Source organism: Streptococcus suis (assembly GCF_046032515.1).
Taxonomy (GTDB): domain Bacteria; phylum Bacillota; class Bacilli; order Lactobacillales; family Streptococcaceae; genus Streptococcus; species Streptococcus suis_AL.
Window position 1 is genome coordinate 1 of sequence record NZ_JARQPJ010000007.1, and the last position, 20,067, is coordinate 20,067.

General features: G+C 40.6%; 16 protein-coding genes and 1 pseudogene. 11 read left to right on the forward strand and 6 right to left on the reverse strand.

Going from position 1 to position 20,067, the window contains the following annotated elements:
• Nucleotides 1-420: 420 nt before the first annotated feature.
• A complete protein-coding gene (locus P7J49_RS04375; RefSeq protein ID WP_408569611.1) occupies nucleotides 421-792 on the forward strand; it encodes a hypothetical protein in 372 nt (123 codons plus the stop codon).
• A gap of 438 nt (nucleotides 793-1,230) precedes the next feature.
• Here P7J49_RS04375 and P7J49_RS04380 read toward each other — a convergent pair whose 3' ends face one another.
• The 4 genes from P7J49_RS04380 to P7J49_RS04395 all read right to left on the reverse strand — a co-directional run bounded on the left by P7J49_RS04380 (nucleotide 1,231) and on the right by P7J49_RS04395 (nucleotide 4,831).
• Nucleotides 1,231-2,949 (reverse strand): phospho-sugar mutase, encoded by a 1,719-nt coding sequence (locus P7J49_RS04380; RefSeq protein ID WP_408569613.1) that lies wholly within the window; start codon nucleotides 2,947-2,949, stop codon nucleotides 1,231-1,233.
• Nucleotides 2,950-3,038: 89 nt separating this feature from the next.
• The gene (locus P7J49_RS04385; RefSeq protein WP_029185964.1) at nucleotides 3,039-3,608 is read right to left on the reverse strand and encodes an ECF transporter S component; all 570 of its coding nucleotides are present in this window, start codon (nucleotides 3,606-3,608) and stop codon (nucleotides 3,039-3,041) included.
• The gene (coaC, locus tag P7J49_RS04390; protein ID WP_029185963.1) at nucleotides 3,595-4,143 is read right to left on the reverse strand and encodes a phosphopantothenoylcysteine decarboxylase; all 549 of its coding nucleotides are present in this window, start codon (nucleotides 4,141-4,143) and stop codon (nucleotides 3,595-3,597) included. Before coaC ends, P7J49_RS04385 begins: the two co-directional genes overlap by 14 nt.
• Nucleotides 4,136-4,831: a phosphopantothenate--cysteine ligase gene (locus P7J49_RS04395; RefSeq protein WP_029185962.1), complete on the reverse strand. Its 696-nt coding sequence runs from the start codon at nucleotides 4,829-4,831 to the stop codon at nucleotides 4,136-4,138. Before P7J49_RS04395 ends, coaC begins: the two co-directional genes overlap by 8 nt.
• Before the next feature lie 234 nt (nucleotides 4,832-5,065).
• Between P7J49_RS04395 and P7J49_RS04400 the strand changes: the two genes are divergently transcribed.
• Nucleotides 5,066-6,736, forward strand: a complete 1,671-nt coding sequence (locus tag P7J49_RS04400; RefSeq protein WP_408569616.1) for a formate--tetrahydrofolate ligase — start codon at nucleotides 5,066-5,068, stop codon at nucleotides 6,734-6,736.
• Between the two features lie 129 nt (nucleotides 6,737-6,865).
• A pseudogene (locus P7J49_RS04405) lies at nucleotides 6,866-8,397 on the forward strand (IS1182 family transposase).
• On the opposite strand, the gene P7J49_RS04410 reads toward P7J49_RS04405, so the two are convergent.
• Complete coding sequence (locus P7J49_RS04410) at nucleotides 8,336-9,145, reverse strand: PrsW family glutamic-type intramembrane protease (protein WP_408569618.1); 810 nt, start codon at nucleotides 9,143-9,145, stop codon at nucleotides 8,336-8,338. The pseudogene P7J49_RS04405 and the gene P7J49_RS04410 overlap by 62 nt on opposite strands.
• Before the next feature lie 214 nt (nucleotides 9,146-9,359).
• On the opposite strand from P7J49_RS04410, the gene P7J49_RS04415 reads away from it, so the two are divergent.
• Nucleotides 9,360-10,676, forward strand: coding sequence for an FAD-containing oxidoreductase (locus P7J49_RS04415; RefSeq protein WP_408569620.1), 1,317 nt, complete (start codon nucleotides 9,360-9,362; stop codon nucleotides 10,674-10,676).
• 100 nt (nucleotides 10,677-10,776) lie between these two features.
• Here P7J49_RS04415 and ucpA read toward each other — a convergent pair whose 3' ends face one another.
• Entirely contained in the window at nucleotides 10,777-11,568 is a 792-nt protein-coding gene (ucpA, locus tag P7J49_RS04420) for an SDR family oxidoreductase UcpA (RefSeq protein ID WP_408569622.1), read from the reverse strand.
• A 243-nt stretch (nucleotides 11,569-11,811) separates the two neighbouring features.
• Between ucpA and P7J49_RS04425 the strand changes: the two genes are divergently transcribed.
• The 7 genes from P7J49_RS04425 to P7J49_RS04455 all read left to right on the forward strand — a co-directional run bounded on the left by P7J49_RS04425 (nucleotide 11,812) and on the right by P7J49_RS04455 (nucleotide 20,040).
• Nucleotides 11,812-12,429, forward strand: coding sequence for a DUF5052 family protein (locus P7J49_RS04425; RefSeq protein ID WP_408569624.1), 618 nt, complete (start codon nucleotides 11,812-11,814; stop codon nucleotides 12,427-12,429).
• Nucleotides 12,430-12,939, forward strand: coding sequence for an N-acetyltransferase family protein (locus P7J49_RS04430; protein ID WP_408569626.1), 510 nt, complete (start codon nucleotides 12,430-12,432; stop codon nucleotides 12,937-12,939).
• Nucleotides 12,929-13,582 (forward strand): DNA alkylation repair protein, encoded by a 654-nt coding sequence (locus tag P7J49_RS04435; protein WP_408569628.1) that lies wholly within the window; start codon nucleotides 12,929-12,931, stop codon nucleotides 13,580-13,582. Before P7J49_RS04430 ends, P7J49_RS04435 begins: the two co-directional genes overlap by 11 nt.
• Before the next feature lie 8 nt (nucleotides 13,583-13,590).
• A complete protein-coding gene (locus P7J49_RS04440; protein ID WP_099810455.1) occupies nucleotides 13,591-13,878 on the forward strand; it encodes a DUF1905 domain-containing protein in 288 nt (95 codons plus the stop codon).
• A gap of 502 nt (nucleotides 13,879-14,380) precedes the next feature.
• Nucleotides 14,381-18,541 carry a sialidase domain-containing protein gene (locus P7J49_RS04445; protein WP_408569630.1) on the forward strand — a complete coding sequence of 1,387 codons (4,161 nt, stop codon included), beginning with the start codon at nucleotides 14,381-14,383 and terminating at the stop codon, nucleotides 18,539-18,541.
• Nucleotides 18,542-18,666: 125 nt separating this feature from the next.
• A complete protein-coding gene (locus P7J49_RS04450; protein ID WP_029188745.1) occupies nucleotides 18,667-19,743 on the forward strand; it encodes an aspartate-semialdehyde dehydrogenase in 1,077 nt (358 codons plus the stop codon).
• Nucleotides 19,744-19,767: 24 nt separating this feature from the next.
• The gene (locus P7J49_RS04455) at nucleotides 19,768-20,040 is read left to right on the forward strand and encodes a hypothetical protein (protein ID WP_024398888.1); all 273 of its coding nucleotides are present in this window, start codon (nucleotides 19,768-19,770) and stop codon (nucleotides 20,038-20,040) included.
• Nucleotides 20,041-20,067 lie beyond the last annotated feature (27 nt).

The window sequence follows — 20,067 nt, forward strand, 5'->3', positions numbered from 1 at the left end:
GCTCTTTCTAGATACTTTTCATTTTTTAATCAGTTCGATTGTTTTTACTTGACAAAGGGCTTTACATATCAGTCATTGGTTCGCAATAAATAATTTAAAGTGACGTTGTCATATTATGACAATTTTCGAGATTTTTTCTCAAAGTGATATAAGAGTTGTTTTACAAATAAAAGTAAACATTGGTGATATCTTTTCAAGATTGCCTGCTCTAGTAGCTCTAATAACAATAGTACCAGTGATTTTTTTCTTTTATTTCTACAGTCAAAAACGTGATGTTCGAAAAATAATTGATAAAGAAAATAGCCAATATTTTGAAGAGTATACGAACAATTATTAATTTGGCTTGATCGTCACATTTATGAAATATCTGAGAATTTTGATTATGTAATTAATTGTCAAGACTCAATTGTTGAGACATTTTTGAAAAAGGAAGTCCCAAACTATATATCGTTAGCTGGTAAACAATATTACATACACGGAAGGGGTGAGAGATTTAGATTTGTTGAGATAGCTGATTTGACTAAGTTACGGGAAATTATCACTGAATTATCTAGTGATAGATTAATGAAATTTACACGAATATTCTCGGCTAAACAATTTGATATCTGGTCTCTTTATTGTGGGGATTTTCATTCATTGGATGAAGGAGAGAAAATAGAAAAGTCTTTCTATACTAAAAAAGGGATGACTTCTAAATTGGATAATCGCCACACTTATTCGTATAACTTTACTCAAGATCAAATTGATAAGGAGGAAAGAGGAGTTTTCTCTATTATCTTGGTCTATTTATGATAACTTAGAGTTGCTGTACAGGTTTAAGAGAGCAAGTGATTCATTGAGAAAATATCTTTATTCTTCAAGGACGGAGAGATTGATCCTAAAAGCACTAAATAAAGATAAATAATTTCGTTCCAAAGTATGATTCTAAATTTGACCAACCTTATTTCGTTTGATAGTATAGGTAGACACTGACAACCCACATCGAGTGTGTTGGACTGCTCGTAAAAGCCTAGAAACCTTTGAACGAAAGGGATTCCATAGAGAATTACTCATTTTCTCTAACTAGATAAAATGTAACCTCTGTTATTCTTGTATAACTACTTTACAAGTTTTGAAAAATTGGTATTATCTGCATCATTTATATATTTGTATGTTTATGTTCGAGAAAATCTATACGCATAGTTAAGAAAGAAAAGAGCCGCGAAAGCGACTCTTTTTGGTTTTAAATGATTATCTAACAAATTCGTTGATTTCTTTTTCGATATTGGCGATTTTTTCTTCCGCTTCAGCAAGTGTTTCACCGACTGTTGCGATGTAGAATTTGATTTTTGGTTCTGTTCCTGACGGACGAACTGCAAACCAAGAATCATCTGCCAAGGTGTATTTCAAGACATCTGATGGAGGAGTAGTGAGCTTTTCAACGTTTCCATCTTTGTCTGTCTTAGTTTGAAGGGCAAAGTCTTCAAAGACTGCGATATCAGTAGCGTTGAATTGTGCTGGTGAGTTATCACGGAATTTAGCCATGATTGCCTTGATTTGCTCTGCACCGTCTTTACCAGAAAGGGTAACAGAGATTGTTTTCTCAGCAAAGTAGCCATATTCTTTGAAGATTTCATCGATACCATCGGCCAAGGTCATACCACGTGAACGGTAGTAGGCAGCAATTTCAGCAACCATAAGCACAGCCTGGATAGCATCCTTGTCACGCACGAATGGTTTGATGAGATAACCAAAGCTTTCTTCAAAACCAAACATGTAAGTATGGTTGTGTTTTTCTTCGAACTCTTGGATTTTCTCAGCGATGAATTTGAAACCAGTCAAGACGTTGAACATGGTAGCACCGTAGCTTTCAGCAATCTTAGTTACCAACTCAGTTGAAACGATTGACTTAGCAAGGGCAGCATTTGCAGGAAGTGTGCCTGCTTGCTTGTGGGCTTCAAGGATGTACTTAGCAATGATAGCGCCGATTTGGTTACCAGAAAGGTTCCAGTATGAACCGTCAGCTTGACGAACTTCAACACCAACACGGTCAGCGTCAGGGTCAGTTGCAAGAAGGACATCTGCACCGACTTCACGGCCCAATTCTTCCGCAAGGGCAAAAGCAGCTTGGCTTTCTGGGTTTGGTGAAGCGACAGTAGAGAAGTCAGGGTCAGCAGTAGCTTGTGCTTCCACAACTTGAACAGATTCAAAACCAGCTTGTGCAAGGGCACGACGAGCCAACATTTCACCCGTACCATGAAGCGGAGTGTAGACAATCTTCATGTCTTTACCGTATTCAGCAATCAATTCAGGGTTGATGCTGAGGTCTTTTAGTTCTTCAAGATATTTAACGTCAGTTTCTTCGCCAAGAACTGTAATCAAGCCATTTTCCTTGCTGGCTTCAAGGTCAGCCAATTCAACTGCAAATGGATTGTCGATGGCACGGATGAAATTGGTCAATGCATCTGCATCAGCTGGTGGCATTTGTCCGCCGTCTTCACCGTAAACCTTGTAGCCGTTAAATTCTTTCGGGTTGTGGCTGGCAGTCACCATGATACCTGCGATGGCATTGTAATGACGAACAGCAAATGACAACTCAGGAGTTGGACGAAGGCTTTCAAATACATAAGATTTGATACCATGCGCTGCCAAAACTTGAGCTGATTCAAAGGCAAATTCTGGAGAGAAGTGCCGTGAGTCGTAAGCGATGGCAACACCACGTTTTTTAGCTTCTTCACCTTTTGATTCTACCAATTTTGCCAAACCTTCTGTGGCTTGACGAACGACGAATACGTTGATACGGTTAGTACCAGCACCAATATAACCACGCATACCCGCTGTACCAAATTCAAGGTTTGTATAGAAGGCATCTTCTTTGGTTTTTTCATCCATTGCGACTAATTCTTCACGCAAGTAATCTGGAAGGTCCGCAAAGTCGAGCCATGTCTGATAGTTTTCTTGATAAGTCATCGCATATCTCCTTAAAATTTTTCTATTAAACGCTTTCATTATACCATTTTCAAAAAAAAAAATCACGCTTTCACGTGATTTTCTGATATTTATTTTTTAACTTTCTGTAAAACTGGAACGATAGCTATGGTTAAGAGACCGGAGATGGTTAATTCTGCAATAGAATTGAATGAGACGATACTAGCTAGTAACAATTTTATATCCCCCGCATATACATTAGAAAATAGGAAGAAGATACCAGTCAAGACAAAAATTGTATTTGTCAAGGTACCAGTAAGACCTGCTAGTAGGAGCCCCTTTTTGTTTTTCATCAATTTGTAAACAAAACATGGTGTAACTCCGATTAAAATACGTGGAACTAAGGCAATCAGGATAGAATTGAAGTTTCCATGTTCTACGAAAGGAGAGAAAACATAACTCATCGGTGAAAGGATTATGCTATTGCGGATGATACTCATTATTCCCATAAAACCACCCAGTTGTGCCCCTAAGCGTGGACCGTAAAGAATGGAAGCGATGATGATGGGAATATGTGTAATAGTCGGTTTTATTGGCAAGATAAAATTAGCAAAAATCATCTGACTGACCACTTCAATGACAATCATGATTGTTAGAAATATTGCAAGAGTCGCAACGTCCCTGGATTTATTTGTTTTCATTTAGAACCTCCATTACTTTGTTAAGAATCACATCAACCTCGGCCAGAGCGCCTGTACCAAAGTCGCCGCAAGCAAGCAGGGCTTCACGCGGTTTGATTTCCTCAAAACCATACTCTATGAGGGTTTTGATATTTTTCTGGGTAGCAGGATTGAGGTACATGTTAGTATTCATAGCAGGTGCCAGCAGTTTTTTAGTACCAATTGGCAGAGCCAGGGCTATTGCAGTAATAATGTTGTCAGCCATACCATTAGCTAATTTAGCTATCGTATTGGCAGAAGCAGGGGCAAGTAAAAATAAGTCTGTTTCTTTGGCAATATCGATATGCTTGATAAGAGTAGGATTTTCTTCAATCATGACATCTGTGTGAACCAGATTTTTTGACAAGGATTGGAGAGTCAAAGGTGTGATGAAGTCCATAGCAGAGCGACTCATGAGGACTGTAACCTGATGACCGAGCTTGGTCAATTGACTGGTTAGGTCAGCTGCTTTATAGGCTGAAATAGAGCCAGTAACGGCAAGTGTGATATTAGCCATTTTTTTCTCCTTTTTCTAGGGTATTTAAAATGAGCTGAGCAATTTCATCTTTTGTCTGTGCTTGAATTTCCCTTGTTTTATCAACTAAATAGGCAATGTGTTGATTTTCTCCAATATCCTTCAAGTCATTAGCAAGTATATAATCAGAGCCATTTCGTTCAATGCTTTGGCGAGCTACGGCAAATAATTCCTCCTTAGGAACATTAACCAATAGTTTGAAGCCAAAGAGTGTGATAGCTGGATTCCATTTTTTTACATAGGAAATGACCTTGGGAGTTTTTTTCAAGAAAAGAACTTGGTAGTCATCCTTGGATGAAATCTTACTTTCTGTATTCTGTTTTTTTAGTAGACTAGAGATATCTTCAGTTGCTCTTAGTTCATCTAAACCAGTCATATAAACAGGTGTATAATCGGATACAGCCATGCTATGAATCAGGGCCTGATGGGTTTTGACTAAAGGTTCTAATGTTTCTTTCAAACTATCAACATTTGTGATTTCGATAATGGTTAAATTCTTCTGAGAATTTGGTTTAACAGCCTGTCTTGTAGTCACAAGAGTAACTTCATGACCACGTTTCAAGGCTTGTTCGGCAATGATTTTTCCAAGATTTCCAGAAGCATGGTTTGTAATAGCGCGGACTTGATCGATAGCTTCGCTTGTTCCGCCTGATGTAATCAATAGTTTCATGTTCATATTTTACTAGAATTTCCATTTTTCGTAAAGTTTCTGAGAAGGGATTTTCACAAAGTTTTACTCAACACGATGACTAGTAGGCATTACAGCCTGTTTTCGAACACATTCCAAGAAAATGACGGAAATATCTGTAAAAACCGTACGTTTTCAGTAAATAGATGGAAATGATGCGAAAATTGATTTTTATATGGTATAATGTTTGTGAAAATTAAGGAAGGTGGAGCTCTCATGAAAACAGATATTGAAATTGCACAAAGTGTGACCTTGAAACCTATTACAGAAATCGTTGAAAAAGTCGGTATCGGCTTTGATGATATTGAACTTTATGGAAAATACAAGGCAAAACTGTCTTTTGATAAGATTGATGCGGTGAAAGACAATGAACCAGGTAAGTTGATTTTAGTAACAGCTATCAACCCAACACCTGCTGGTGAAGGTAAGTCAACCATTACCATCGGTTTAGCTGATGCTCTTTCTAAAATCGGCAAGAAAACCATGATTGCCCTTCGTGAGCCTTCTTTAGGCCCTGTCATGGGGATCAAAGGTGGAGCTGCTGGTGGAGGTTTTGCTCAGGTCTTGCCAATGGAAGACATCAATTTGCATTTTACAGGCGACATGCATGCCATTACCACAGCAAATAATGCCCTTTCAGCCTTGATTGATAACCATATCCATCAGGGGAATGTGATTGGGATTGATCAACGCCGTATTATCTGGAAACGTGTTGTGGACCTCAACGACCGTGCCCTTCGTAAGGTAACAGTTGGCTTGGGTGGTCCGCTCAATGGTATTCCGCGTGAAGATGGATTCGATATTACCGTAGCTTCTGAAATCATGGCGATTTTGTGCTTGGCGACGGACATCAATGACTTGAAAGAACGTTTGGCAAATATTGTTATCGGTTATCGTTTCGATCGCAGTCCTGTCTACGTGCGTGATTTGGCGGTGGAAGGTGCTTTGACCCTTATTTTGAAGGACGCTATTAAACCAAACCTTGTCCAAACCATCTATGGCACGCCAGCCTTTGTCCATGGCGGTCCATTTGCTAACATCGCCCACGGCTGCAACTCAGTCCTCGCTACGACAACAGCTCTGCGTTTGGCCGACTATACCGTCACAGAAGCAGGCTTCGGGGCTGACCTTGGAGCAGAGAAGTTCCTCGACATTAAGGTGCCGAACTTGCCTAAGGCTCCTGATGCTGTGGTGATTGTAGCGACCCTGCGTGCGCTTAAAATGCACGGTGGTGTAGCCAAGACAGAACTTTCTGCTGAAAATGTAGATGCAGTGAAAGCTGGTTTTTCTAACTTGAAGCGTCACGTTGAAAATATTCAGAAATACGGTATTCCAGCAGTCGTTGCTATCAATGAATTTGTATCTGACACAGCTGATGAAATCGCTGCATTGAAAGAACTTTGCGCTGAGATTGGCGTACCCGTGGAATTGGCTAGCGTATGGGCAAATGGTGCTGACGGTGGTGTTGAATTGGCTGAGACAGTTGTTGCTACTATTGATAACCAAGCAGCCAGCTACCAACGTCTTTACAAGGTTGAGGATAGCTTAGAAGAGAAAGTGACCAAGATTGTTACGCAAATCTACGGTGGTACAGGCGTTGTCTTTGAGAAGAAGGCTCGTAACCAGCTGACTGAATTTGCTAAGAATGGTTGGGACAAGTTGCCAGTCTGCATGGCCAAGACCCAATACAGCTTCTCAGATAATCAGTTTGCCCTTGGAGCGCCGACAGACTTTGACATTACAGTCCGTGAATTTGTTCCAAAATTAGGAGCAGGCTTTATCGTGGCATTGACCGGTGATGTCATGACTATGCCAGGTCTTCCAAAAGCACCTGCTGCCCTCAATATGGATGTGGCAGAAGATGGGACAGCTATCGGCTTGTTCTAACAAGAATATGAAAAATCCGCTCAAAGGCGGATTTCAGACTGAAGACAAAGTCCTTAGAATTGATTTTCTAAGGGCTTTTCTTCGTATTTAGGAGTATAATATAAGAAAAAGGACTTGTGAGGTTCTCCTATGTTACACAAAGAAAAACCTGACTATAACCGCAATCAGTACAGTTTCTATACCCTTGACCAGCTAGTGCCTGAGGATCATTTCCTGCGCCAAGTGGAAGCTGTGATTGACTTCGACTTCATTTATGACCTAGTAGAAGATACCTATTCATCTGATAATGGTCGTCCTAGTCTTGACCCTGTCATGTTAGTTAAAATTCCTCTGATTCAGTGCTTTTATGGTATTCGTTCCATGCGTCAGACCATCAAGGATATTGAAGTGAATACTGCCTATCACTGGTTTCTTGGTTTAACCCTAGATGACAAGGTGCCTCACTTCACGACATACGGCAAAAATTATTCGCGTCGCTTTCAAGAGAAAGGGTTGATTGAGTCCATTTTCACGCATATTCTTGGGCTGTGTATCAATGCAGGCCTGATTGACCCGACGGAGATTTTCATAGACGGAACTCATATTAAGGCTGCGGCTAATAATCGTAAGTTTATCAACCAAGAGGTGGAAAAGCAGGCTAAATTCATGAGTGAACAGCTGGAAATCGAAATTAATCAAGATCGGGTAAAGCACGGAAAAAAGCCGCTCGGGCCCGCCAAAGAGCCAGAGCCCATCGCTAAGAAAATCTCCACAACCGACCCAGAAAGTGGCTGGTTCCACAAAGGTGATCATAAGGAAGTTTTCGCTTATTCTGCCCAAGTTGCCTGTGATAAGTATGGCTGGGCACTTGCTTATAGTGTTGAGGCTGGTAATATCCATGACAGTCAGGCTTTTCCTGCACTTTTCGCCAAGCTTGAACCCTTGAAACCAGAGTATATCATTGCAGATTCGGGCTATAAAACTCCCAGTATTGCCAAGTTTCTAATTGATAAGGAAATCACTCCTGTCCTTCCCTACACCCGTCCCCGTGGGAAGAAGGGTCAACTTCGTCCTAAAGATTTTGTCTATGACGAACACTTCGATTGTGTCCTGTGTCCTGAACATCAGGTGTTGACCTATCGCACGACCACCCGAGAAGGCTACCGAGAATACAAAAGTGACCCAGCAATTTGTGCCAACTGTCCCCTATTATCAGTATGTACGACCAGTAAGAACCATCAAAAAGTTGTCACGCGGCATATTTGGAAGGAGTATTTGGAACAGTGCGAGGATATTCGTCATCAAAGAGGGATGAAGGAGCTCTATCAACATCGGAAAGGGACGATTGAACGGCTATTTGGCACAGCCAAGGAATACCATAATCTGCGCTACACGAGGGAAAAAGGCAAGTCCAAAATGGAGGATAAGATTGGACTGACTTTGGCGTGCTTAAATCTCAAAAAACTAGTTAAAAGGATGGCAAGAAGGCCTTTTTATTTTGTCCAGATGGGGTGGTTTCAGCATTAAAACAGCCATTTTTCTCTAAAAACAGTAAAAAAGACAAACACCAAAACGATGTTTGTCTGCAATCTGAAATCCGCTCAAAGGCGGATTTTTTGTCTAGTCAGATAGTTTCTCAACCGTTTGATAGGCAAGTAAGCCAAGTAAAATACTCAAGATAGGAAACACCGTCTGGAAGATACCTGTGTTGAATGGTGAATTAAAGAGAAAATGGATTCCAAAGCTTGCACCAATCCAAAATACTCCCTGTGCTTTTGACATACCTGTATTTTTCGTGAGAAGGGCTACTAAGCCAATGGCAAAGAGAAGCGTGAAAACCCAATGGGCCCAACCAGCTTGACCAACGCGTTCAAGAATAGTTTCAAAGCCGTCTAATTTATTCATGAACATGTCTCTAAAAACAAAGGTGATGTCTTCCATGATTTGGAAACCTAATCCAACAATCACTCCGCTTACCAATGCATTTTTTAGTGTCATTTTTCTACAAATAAGCAGTACAAGTAGAACAGTTAGCCCTTTCCCGGTTTCTTCTGCCAATGGACCTGAAATAGCTGCGCCCCAGTCATTTAGGAAATTATTACTAGCTTTAACGATTTCGAGCAGGAAATATCCAATAGCTGTATGTCCCAGTTCAGAAAAAGAGATGCTACTTGTTAAGCCTAAAAGCCAGCTAAGCCCTATAACTTGTTTGGAGATGTTATAGCGTTTAGCTAAGGAATATGTCAGTATTAGTAGAGGGATGATGTAAATAGCAACCAAGGAAATGGTTAGGAGAAAGAGAGGATATTTAGCTTCCATGCCATTTGGCTTACCTAATTCTCCAAAGATAATTTTGCAACCGTTGACAAATCCAATCGTTGCTAAGACGACTGGAAGATAGGTTTTACACATTTGAAATTTTTCTTTCATAGTTTTACCTCTCTGTATTAATAAACTAGTGTATGGATACATTGTATCAAAAATAAGTACATTTCGTCTATTATTAACATATTTTTATCAAAACCTTCTCAGTTATTGTAATGTTTTTTCCTGCAACTAGGACTCCATAATAGGCCGTAGCAGAATTGTGCCAAAAATTTTCTTTTTTGATAGACTAATGTTGAAAAAATATAAGGAGTATTTTATGGAGCAATATGATTTAGTAGTCATTGGTTTTGGTAAGGCTGGAAAGACCTTGGCAGGTAAGCTTTCAGCAGCTGGAAAAAAGGTTGCCTTGGTTGAGGAAAATCCTGCTATGTTTGGCGGGACTTGTATCAATATTGGCTGTATTCCAACCAAGACTCTCTTGGTAGCAGCAGATAAAAACTGGACTTTTGAGCAGGTAATGGAGCAAAAGGAAGCAGTCACCACTCGTCTGCGAAACAAAAACGAGGCAGTCTTGAAAGGCAGCGGTGCTAGTTTGTATCAAGGACACGCACGTTTTGTAGCCGACAAGATTGTGGAAGTATCGGCTGGTGAGGAATCCATTCAACTAACTGCGGAAACCATCGTCATCAATACAGGTGCTAAGTCGCGCGTGCTTCCAATTCCAGGTTTGTTGGATACAGCTCACGTTTATGATAGTACAGGCATTCAGAACTTGGAAACTCGTCCTAACAAGTTGGCAATTATCGGTGGTGGTAACATTGGATTGGAATTTGCTGGACTTTACAGCAAACTCGGCAGCCAGGTGACGGTATATGAAGCCAGCTCTGCTATTTTACCAAGAGAAGAGGAAGTGGTTGCCAAGCTAGCCAAGGAGTACATGGAAGAAGCTGGCGTGACTTTCGTGCTCGGAGCAAACATCGAACAAGTGGCAGCAACAGGTGATCAAGTTGCTGTGACAGTCAATGGTCAAACAGCAATTTTCGACGCTGTCCTCTATGCGACAGGTCGGGTGCCGAACACTGCTGACTTGGGCTTGGAAAATACGGCGATTGAGCTTTTGGGAAATGGTGCTGTTAAGGTGGATGACTACTGTGAAACCACTGTTCCAGGTGTCTACGCAGTGGGCGATGTCAATGGCGGTCCACAATTTACTTATACATCCCTAGACGACTTCCGCATCGTCTTCGGTAAATTGACTGGGACTGGAACCTACAGCTTGAGCCAACGTAAGTCTATTCCAACCAGTGTCTTTATCACGCCTGTGCTTTCTCGTGTCGGTCTGACCGAGAAGGAAGCCAAGGAAGCAGGTTACGACTATATTGCCAATGAATTGCTTGTTGCCAATATGCCACGTGCCCATGTCAATAACGACCTCAAAGGTATCTTCAAGGTTATTGTGGATAAGGAAAGCAAACTGGTTCTTGGAGCAACTCTCTTTGGTCGAAACTCAGAAGAGTTGATTAACTTGATTGCTATGGCGATTGACAATAAGATTCCTTATACCTACTTCAAAACACAAATCTTCACCCATCCGACTATGGCTGAGAATTTGAACGATGTCTTCAATTTTTAATAGTGTAATAACCGTCCAATAGGGCGGTTTTTTATAGCATAAAAGGAGAATACCTTGATGATGTTTCATCTTGTTATTCTCCTTTTAATTACATTGTGCGTTAGACTCCCATATCGACAGTCTCTGGCAGAGTAGCTCCTCCATCAATGACAATTTGAGCCCCTGTTATATAACTACTTTCATCGCTTCCAAGAAAAGCAAATAATTCTCCAACTTCTTTAGGATCTGCTAGTCGTTTCATTGGGACTGCTTTTGCAATCCCCTCGATGATTTGCTCAGGGTTTTCAGGATTAGACTCTAAAGCCATTTGTTCTACCATTGGTGTACGTGCGTATCCTAATTGTGTACAGTTTACACGAATATTTTTTTGAGCATATTCAACCGCTAAGCATTTAGTTAAACCTACTGTTGCTGCTTTGGTCATTGCATATGCAGCTTCTCCAGGGTCTGCCACAATATCTCCTGTGACAGAAGAAGCAATGACAATACTACCTCCGTTTCCTTTTAGCATTTCCTTAATGGCGACTTGGCAAGTATTCCAGACACCCTTGATATTTACATCGATATGGAAATCTCTCATTTCTTCTGTAAATTCTTCAAATGGAGCCAATCGACAGACTCCAGCATTGCAACAGGCTATATGTAGAGAACCAAATGCAGCAATCGTTTTATTTACAGCCTCTTGTAATTGTGTTATTTCACGAACATCAGCTATATGTGTAATGATGTCTGCATGATACTTTTCTCGCAATTCTTGTGCCGTTGTCTCAACGGCTTCATCTCTATCTATCATGCAGATTTGAGCCCCATTTTTTACGTAGACTTCAGCAATTCCTTTACCAAGACCAAATGCAGCACCAGTAATCAGCGCAACTTTTCCAAGTAATTTCATAAGCGTTCCTCCTTGTTAATATATCAAATAAAATGTAACCCTTTTCAAACAAAAAGTCAAATGATTATATAGTAATTTTGAAATGAATTTATTGATATTTATTTTATTTTTCCTATTTCTTTTACAGAATAGGTTATATAAGATTACCATGCTATTTTGGGGGTTCTAAACTGCAATCTGCTGGTCATTTTGGTATTTTTTATATACGTGGTACAATAAGGTATCAACCATTGGAGGTTTTATATGAAATGGAATAAAAAACTAGCACTTAGTGCTGTCTTAGTCGCAAGTTTGTTTACTTTGTCAGCCTGTCAGTCGATTTCAAATTGGTGGAAAAATACCAAGGAAGAATGGATTGGTTTGGAAATGACAGTTCGGACATTTGATGAAAATTCTCAGTTAATAGATGAAATGTCTGGTAAATCCTTATCGATTTCGCGGAATAAAGAATTCGACTCAGTGGATGCCGAAGGCAATTCTAATGCGGATTCGTCTGTTTTAAAGGTGACACTTGGTGATTATGAGATTGACCATGTCGGTTCTTCCTTGATTGCTGCCGAAGAGGGCTTAGAGGATTTATTTGCCAAGTATCAATCGACTGTAGATATTGCAAATTACGATCGTGCAATTCCCTTGGTTAATCGGATGGTTTCTAGTTTGAAAAATGATTTTACTGGTAAGGCTAAGGTGGTTTTGATTCGTTCGCAAAACGGAACCCCGCTTGCTACTTATGTAGGTGATAAAGTGTCTCTTTATGCATCTGACGCACCTAAGACTTCTGAACTATTGATAGATGGGAAACGCTTGATTATCTACCGTTGTGACTATACGATTTATGATAGAGAATTATTGGAGAACTAAATGATAGACATTCGTTCCGCAAGGATAGAGGATGCGGCAGACCTTGTGGCAATTTATGCTCCTTATGTAGAAAAGACCGCTATTACCTTTGAAACAGAAGTACCGACTGTGGAAGCCTTTGCAAGTCGAATTGAAAAGACCTTGGAGAAGTTTCCCTATCTGGTCGCAGAAGAAGAAGGGCGGGTTGTGGGGTATGCTTACGCATCGACCTACTATGCCCGTGCTGCTTACGATTGGACGGTGGAATTATCCGTATATATCAAGCAAGAAGTACGTGGAAAAGGAATTGGAACTCTTCTCTACAATGCTTTGGAAAAGGAACTGACAGCGCGTGGTTTTAAAAATTTCTTAGCCTGTATCGCCCTACCAAACGCAGCCTCTATAGCACTCCATGAGAAGAGGGGCTATGAACAGGTAGCACATTTCAAAAAAGTTGGGTACAAATTCGATAGCTGGCATGATATTGTCTGGCTCCAAAAATCTTTGGTAGGTGAGAATAATGAAGATTGAAGAATTAGAAAAACGACTCTTGGCTGTAGCAGATACCAGTCAGGCCCAGCCTATGAAGGCCTATATGAAGAATCACTTTGATTTCTTAGGTGTTCGATCACCTGACCGCCGAAAAGTTGCTAGGCAATTTTTCAAAGAATCTAAGGCTCAGGGAATTGACTGGGACTTTGTAGAGGCTTGTTGGGCCAAACCCTACCGCGAGTTTCAGTATATCGCTATTGATTACCTGGTTACCAAGAAAAAAGACTTGGTTTTAGCCGACCTGCCCCGCTTAAAAAAGTTAGCTCAAACAAAGTCTTGGTGGGATAGTATTGATGGTCTGGATAAATTAGTAGGTAAGATTGTTTTGGACAATCCAGAGGCCAAGCAGACAATCTTGGAATGGAGTTTGGATGATGATTTCTGGTTGAGACGGATTGCCATTGACCACCAGCTTCTCCAAAAAGAAAAGACGGATACGGAACTTCTTGAGAAGATTTTGGTCAACAATCTCAATCAGATTGAATTTTTCATTAACAAGGCGATTGGCTGGAGTTTGCGAGATTATTCCAAGACCAATCCTGACTGGGTACGGGCTTTTCTAAAAAAGTACAGTTCCCAAATGGCAGGCTTATCCATTCGTGAAGCTAGTAAGTACATTTAGGAGGAATCTTGTCTAAAGTATATGAATTTGTAGCAACTATCCACCCTGTTCCAGATAAGGGCGGAGCCTATGTCATATTTCCCTATGATATACGAGAAGAGTTTGGCAAGGGGAGGGTAAAGGTACATGCCAGATTTGATGGTCATCCCTATGATGGCTCCATTGTCAATATGGGAATCAAGGATGAAACAGGTAATATCTGTTACATTATTGGCGTTCAAAAGGCTATTCGAGCGGCTATTGGAAAACAGGCTGGTGATAGAGTACAAGTGAGTATTCAAGAACGACTGGAGTAATCAGGCTTGCAAATCCTTGAGATTATGGTAGAATAGATTCATGCGATGAGCCGAGTAGTGGTGGGATTAAGGTTCAGCACACTTCTCAGAGTTCGTGTCAACATCTCAGCGCAGTGGTTGATTGGCAGATTTGTTCGTATTTTATACTCCAAATCTGACCTAATCAACTGTGCGGGGGTGGGAAGACGAACTCTAAGTTGATTGGTTGAGTTCTTTCCCACTCCCTTCGACGCTAGGGAGGTCTTCATTAGATTGAAACGCAGGAGCGGACCTTGGTTAGATGCTGTGAACCTTCTAACCTCATCGGAAACGATGCCCTTGCCCACCTTTTAGGTGGGCTTTTTTTATATATTGAGTATATATTGAGTTGAATATTTCCTATAATCAATAATTAATGATACTCTAATGATGAATATTTTCACTCCTCTTTCTGAGGTTTGTGATTAGTTATTTGCTTATTCTTGGTCAGACTTGACTGGGAGATAATAATCGTGGAGTTTATATGAAAAAGATAACAAAATCATCCATTTACAAAGTTTCTTTATTTTCAAGCATGGTACTACCGGCTTTCCTCTTTGTTAAGCAAGTTCAGGGGCAAGAGATTGTGACGACTGTTGAGAACCAGCAAGCAACTGCTGTCCTCCAACCAGTAGTCGAAAATACGGAGTTAGATGTTGAAGAGGTGGTAGACTCAGCTGCTGTTGGGGTAGAGGTTCCAGTATTTACAGACCCTCATATCCAGCAACCACCAGTAAATGAAGATAGTCCAGCCAAGGAATTTGAAGCTAATGAAGTTACCAAGGTCGAAGGTGTCCAATTAGATAGTAGTAACGATAAACGCCATGTCCTAGATGAGGGGACTGAACATCTGATTAGACAATCCGAGAATGGCACTATTTATATGGAATATAAGGCTAGTCAAAATGCAGGTTTCCATAGTTTATTTTCTACATCAAGCGATACAAAAGCAAATGAATATACAGCTCTGATTGCAAAGGATAGCAGTATTATTCTTGAAAGTCGTGTAGATGGCGGACGGACCATTGCAAATGTTACTCAGATGGATGCCAATATGGTCAATGGTGAATGGAATGCTGTTGCCATGACATATGAAAAAGTCTTGAATAGCCAAGAAATGGATATCAAACTCTACATTAATGGTCAATTGTCTGGTATAACCAGAGCCAGTCAAGGAATTTTTACCAGTGCGACAGCAATGAGCCATGCTCAACTTGGTGCAACCAAACGTGGTAATGACTTGCGTTGGGGTATTGAACAGATGGACGTTCGCAATTTTACATTTTATAATAAAGTTTTGACAGCTGAAGAGATTGCTCGTCGTTCTGCTTTGTTTGTTCGTGAAACTTTCCCAGTAGATAGTTTGGAAAGGACTGGAATTTCTGAAAAAGTTGTGGTTTTTGAAGGTGGACGAGCTGGTCAGAAAGGTCCAGAAGGAGCTGCTAGTTTCCGAATTCCAGCTCTTTTGAAGACTGATAAGGGAACCTTGATTGCAGCGACAGATATGCGACATGATCATTCGGGTGACTGGGGTGATATTGCTCAAGTTGTGAAACGTAGTTCGGATAATGGTCAGACTTGGGGTTCAACTATTAAAATCGTTGATTTGAAGAATAATGAAAAAGCAGTCAACCGTTCCATTGGGGCACCTTTAACAATTGATACAGCTCTTGTTCAAGATCCTACAACGAAACGAATTTTTGCGATTTATGATATGTATCCAGAAGGACAGGCATTGTTTGGAATGCCGTCTCAAAGAGAGGTAGAGTATACTGTTGTTAATGGAAAATCTTATCTAAACCTCTATTCTAATAAGAATGATCGTCCATTTACCTTGCGAGAAAATGGCTACATCTATACTCCTGACGGTCAGATAACTCGCTATCGGGTTAATACAGGCGATAGTAGTTCGGCTTATGCTAATATGGGGGATCTATATTATAATCAACAATTAATTGGTAATATCTATAATCAGACGGATGACCCAGGTTTGTTCCGTATAGCAAAAGCAAACTATATTTGGATATCTTATAGTGATGATGATGGTTTGACCTGGTCGCGACCAGAGGATATCACACCGAGTGTTAAGAAAGACTATATGAAATTTCTAGGCTTGGGACCAGGTACTGGTATTACCTTGCATACAGGTCCAAATAAGGGGCGTTTAGTAGTGCCTGCCTACTCAGCTAATTGGCAAACTGGCTTATATGGTTCTCAATCAGCTCTTGTTTTCTATTCTGATGACCACGGTAGAACATGGAAAGCAGGACAGACTTTCAATGACAATCGGCGCTTAGAGAATGGGACAGTTCTACATTCTAGTACTATGAACTTATCAAAAGAACAGGGAACGGAAGCAACACTAGTTCAACTTGGTAATGGTCAGTTGAAAATGTTTATGCGTGGTTTAGTTGGTAAGGTACGTGTAGCAACAAGTCTAGATGGTGGTCAAACCTGGTTAAATGATTTGGAAGTTTTGGAAGATGTTCATGATTCCTATGTTCAATTGTCCGCTATTCGCCATGTTCGTAATGGGAAAGAATATGTTCTTTTAGCCAATGCTGGTGGACCTGGCCGTAATCGTGTTAACGGCACTATTCATGTAGCGGAAGTAGATGCAAATGGTCGCTTAAACTGGTTACACCACAGCCTGATTCAAGATGGTAATTTCGCTTATAATTCCTTGCAATATCTAGGAAATGATACCTTTGGTATTCTTTATGAGCATACAACAGGTAACCAGAATGCCTACAGTCTCTATTATAAACAAGTGACATGGGATTATTTGACACGGCCTGCTACTGCAAATGCAACAAGTTCTATTCAGTCTGTCAGTCTAGGTCGTGATAATCAACTATACCTTTCTTTTACTAAACCGATAATCGCATTAAATCAACCAAACCTTAGAACAAGTACAGGTCAAGTATTAAATTTTCTTGGTCAATTAGATAGTCATACATTGGTTTATCGTTGGAATCAGCAAGATACAAGTTTATCCATAGAAGGTTTGTCTAGAGGTGCAATTGTCACTTTGTCTAATAAAGATGCCCTTGTAAGAGCTGTTTTCGAGAAGATTTTGGCTGATCATTCGAAGAAAGTGTCGAGTGACCGCTTGCTTGTGACAGGTGAGGATGTCTTTGAGGATAGTTTCAGACGTGGATTAGGAAATTTGATGGATGGTGATTTAGAAAGTCTAACCGAATTGCGTTGGAATTTGACAGATAAAATTACCCTACCGCAGACTATTTCCATTCAGACACGTAATCAACAAGCCATTCAACTTGATAAGTTAGCTCTTTTCAAGCGTATCAATAATTACGGTACGGTAACAAAGTACCGCATTAAGACGTATGACGGAGCTACCTTAACTCACGATTCTGGCATTATAGAAGTTCCTTATGCTCAGACGGAGGATAGCTACAAATTTACCAGTCGTGTTTTTGCTAATAAGGTTGAGTTGATAATTTTAGAAGCTAAATTCCGACCAGATATTATCAATAACCGTACAATGACAATCAAAGAAGTTGAATTGTATGAGGTTGGAGATGCAGTTGAAGAGCAGCCAGCCTTTCGGGTAGAAAAGATTGACAGTTCACGCTTATCTGTTCGTGGTGAAAATGTCTACGAGGATACCTTTGGGCGTGGTTTATCTAACCTGATGGACGGCAATAAGGAAAGTTTGACAGAGCTTCGATGGAATTTAACTAATCGAATCACTCTGCCACAGACAATTACTATCCAGACTAGAAATGGCCAAGCAACTAGATTGCATAGTCTGGTCATGACCAAGCGTATCAATAACAACGGAACGGTCACTAAATATCGAATAAAGGCTTATAATGGTGTGAATCTGGTTCATCAATCAACTGAAATTTCGGTGCCGTATGAAAGAGAGATTGAAACTTATCAATTTACACGAGAGATTCGAGCGGATAGAGTGGAGTTGATTATTCTGGAGGCGCGTGTGCGACCAAATCAGATCAATAATCGCATGATGACCTTGAAAGAGGTGGAATTATTTGAATACGTTTCAAGTCAAGCCGAACCTGCCTTTGCTAATCATCAGGTATTGAGTTTGGATCCTCTTCAGACAAATGCCCAAAATGGGAAACGCCTTGAATTAGATAGCAGTGTCAAGGATAACCTTTTAGCTATCAATAGTGGAACAATTTTCATGGACTTTAAAGCCAGTACAACTTCAGGTTTTTATAGCCTATTCTCAACATCAAGTGCTAGTCTAAAAAATGAGTACTCAGCTCTCATAGTGCGGGATGGAAAACTGATTTTTGAAAGCCGTGTTGGCAGTGGTGGACATACAATCGGCCATATTACAGATGCCAGTCAACGATTAATAAATGGAAATTGGAATACTATGGCCATGACCTATGAACAAGTTGGAACAAGTACTCAGTTTCTAGTCAAATTATATGTGAATGGAAAACTGTCTGGTCAGACGACCATGTCGCAAGCTCCATTTACCTCTGCTACAGCTATGGACTATGTCCAAGTTGGTGGAACCCGTCGTCAAACGGAACTTCGTTGGACGGTTGATGAGTTGAACCTTCGTCAATTTGTCCTCTATAATAGTGCTTTGACCCCAGAGGAAATTGAGCAACGTTCGCGGATGCTTGCCTACTCTGCATAATTATTTCAAATGGGTCCTGAGAAATTCAGTTTTCTCAGGGCTTTTCTTTTCAAAATATTATGGTATAATTATGAAATAACAAATTTTTAGAAAATTTTGAAGAATTGATCTAAAGGAGATTTTTTATGGCTTATGTAGTAGCTGTTGTTGGTGCGACTGGTGCAGTTGGTGCCCAAATGATTAAAATGTTGGAAGAATCTACACTTCCAATCGAGAAAGTACGTTTCCTTGCTTCTGCCCGTTCAGCAGGCAAGACCTTGCAGTTTAAGGGGCAGGATATTGTCATTGAAGAAACAACAGAAACCGCCTTTGAAGGAGTCGATATTGCCCTCTTCTCAGCTGGTGGCTCTACATCTGCCAAGTACGCTCCTTACGCTGTGAAAGCAGGAGCTGTAGTAGTTGACAATACCTCTTACTTCCGTCAAAATCCAGATGTACCTTTGGTTGTTCCAGAGGTAAACGCTCACGCGCTTGATGCCCACAATGGTATTATTGCTTGTCCTAACTGCTCAACTATTCAAATGATGGTAGCTTTGGAGCCTGTTCGTCAGAAATGGGGATTGGAGCGGATTATCGTTTCGACCTATCAGGCGGTTTCTGGTGCAGGTATGGGGGCTATCTTGGAAACCCAAGCTCAATTGCGTGCAGTCTTGAATGATGGAGTGGAGCCAAAAGCGGTAGAAGCAAATATTCTTCCTTCTGGTGGTGATAAGAAACACTATCCAATCGGCTTTAACGCTATTCCTCAAATCGATCTCTTCACTGAAAATGATTATACTTATGAAGAGATGAAGATGACAAAAGAAACCAAGAAAATCATGGAAGACGATAGTATTGCTGTTTCTGCAACCTGTGTCCGCATTCCAGTCTTGTCAGCTCACTCAGAGTCTGTTTACATTGAAACAAAAGAAATTGCTCCAATTGATGAGGTAAAAGCAGCCATTGCAGCTTTCCCAGGCGCAGTTTTGGAAGATGATGTGGCAAACCAAGTCTATCCACAAGCTGTCAATGCAGTTGGTAGCCGCGATACCTTTGTCGGTCGTATCCGTAAGGACTTGGACAAGGAAAACGGTATTCATATGTGGGTTGTCTCTGACAACTTGCTTAAAGGTGCAGCTTGGAACTCAGTTCAAATCGCTGAAACTCTCCATGAACGTGGTCTTGTTCGTCCAACCGCAGAATTGAAATTTGAGTTGAAATAAGGACTAGGTTTAGGAGATTGAAAAATGAATGATAACATTGCTAAGAAAATGGGGCAACGCCCAAAGGTGCAAATTTTCTTCAGTACCGTTTTGGGTCTTGTAGTTGCTGTCTATGGATTCATTATCAGGCAAGATTTGTTAGTTTGGGAAGAAACAGGTGGAGAAAAACTCCTCCCACGCTTTATTTACTGGATTTATTCTTTAGTGGGTGCTACTGGAGTCGCTCTCGCATTCCTAGCAGTGAGTATGATTTTCTTTGTCAATAGCTATCGTATTTTCAAAAAATTAAAAGCTTAGATGTTAAGGGCTTGGCTTTTGATAATT